Source organism: Winogradskyella psychrotolerans RS-3, from assembly GCF_000427335.1.
In the GTDB taxonomy this organism is placed as follows: Bacteria; Bacteroidota; Bacteroidia; order Flavobacteriales; family Flavobacteriaceae; genus Winogradskyella; species Winogradskyella psychrotolerans.
The window spans coordinates 1-847 of record NZ_ATMR01000196.1; the positions used below are offsets into that span (position 1 = coordinate 1).

Annotated in this window: 1 protein-coding gene; it reads left to right on the forward strand. The window is 33.5% G+C overall.

What is annotated here, in order from left to right; translation table 11 throughout:
• Positions 1–607 (forward strand): Ig-like domain-containing domain (locus ADIWIN_RS16950; protein ID WP_200859828.1); only part of this gene is annotated, 607 nt, incomplete at its 5' end.
• Between the last annotated feature and the right edge of the window lie 240 nt (positions 608–847).

Consider the following 847-nt stretch of genomic DNA (forward strand, 5'->3'; position numbering starts at 1 on the left):
GGAATTTGATGAATATGTGAAACTTGAAACTCCTTCCCAATCTATTATAATTACTCCAAAAGTAGAAAAAGATAAAGTAGAATTTTTAGCCGTTAAAAATAGGGTGCTAATAACCCTAAACCAGGAGCTAGAAGATAGCACAACTTATGTCTTTAACTTTCAAAAAAGCATTCAGGACATTGCAGAAAGTAATCCAGCAGAAAGATTAAAACTTGTGTTTTCTACAGGTTCAACCATAGATAGTCTTACAGTATCTGGTAAAGTAGATTATTGGTTTCCCAAAGCCAAAGAGGATTATGAAGACTTATTGGTAGGTTTATACATAGACCAAGACACATTAGACCTATTCAGTTCAGCACCTTATTATATAGCACAGGTAGATACAGCAGGTAAATTTGAGATAACAAATATAAAGGCTGGAACCTTTAGGGCATATGCCTGGTATGATGACAATAATTCTTTAAAAACTGAATACCGAAGTGAACCTTATGGATTCATTTCTGAACCAATAGAAGTAAACAAAAACTTAGAAGACCTACAAATTAACATTAATAGGGCTAGATTTGAGTCCATTAAAAATCAACAGGTCTTCCAATTCAGGAAGTAATTTCGATATCATCCTAAGTAAAGAACTGGCCAATTATGAGGTTTACCCATGAGGATAAAAACTCAAAGTTATACTTCAGATTAAAGGAAAATAACTTGAGGTTTTACCATACTGATTTAGTCAATGACAGTACCCAAATTAGATTACAATTGGCAGACTCAGTAGGAGTAGTAGTTGATACCACTTTGTATGCTCGATTTGAAGAAAGCGAAAGAAGCAAAGAAAAACTTGAAGTTAGCT